The sequence below is a fragment of the Leifsonia sp. SIMBA_070 genome (assembly GCF_046534635.1).
Classification (GTDB): domain Bacteria; phylum Actinomycetota; class Actinomycetes; order Actinomycetales; family Microbacteriaceae; genus Leifsonia.
This window is the reverse complement of sequence record NZ_JAWRYK010000246.1, coordinates 1-274: the sequence shown is the minus strand read 5'-3', so window position 1 is coordinate 274 and position 274 is coordinate 1. Positions and strand designations below refer to the sequence as shown.

The following is a 274-nucleotide window of genomic DNA, read 5'->3' as shown; positions in this document are numbered from 1 at the left end:
CTCCAATGAAAATTATGACCAACTCCTGATAGAAATCGCCTATGTTGCAGGTTTTGAACCCACTTTTGAAGCCATATCCAATTTTGAAGATTTTTTACTAGCGAGAACGTACAAGGAAAATATTGAGTTTAAGTTCACCTCACTTTCTACACCTTCGGAAGAAACATTGACTTTGGAAGAAGTTATAGACCTAGAACAAGAGAACAGGACCCAATACAATAACGGAAATACCTTGGCCGTATATATTTATTTTGCGGATGCTCCGGCTGATAGC

1 protein-coding gene is annotated in these 274 nt (G+C 38.3%); it reads left to right on the top strand.

Annotation, left to right across the window (positions count from 1 at the left end):
- Nucleotides 1-274: hypothetical protein (locus tag SB754_RS20215; RefSeq protein ID WP_410784154.1), on the top strand; the 274-nt coding region annotated here is incomplete at both ends.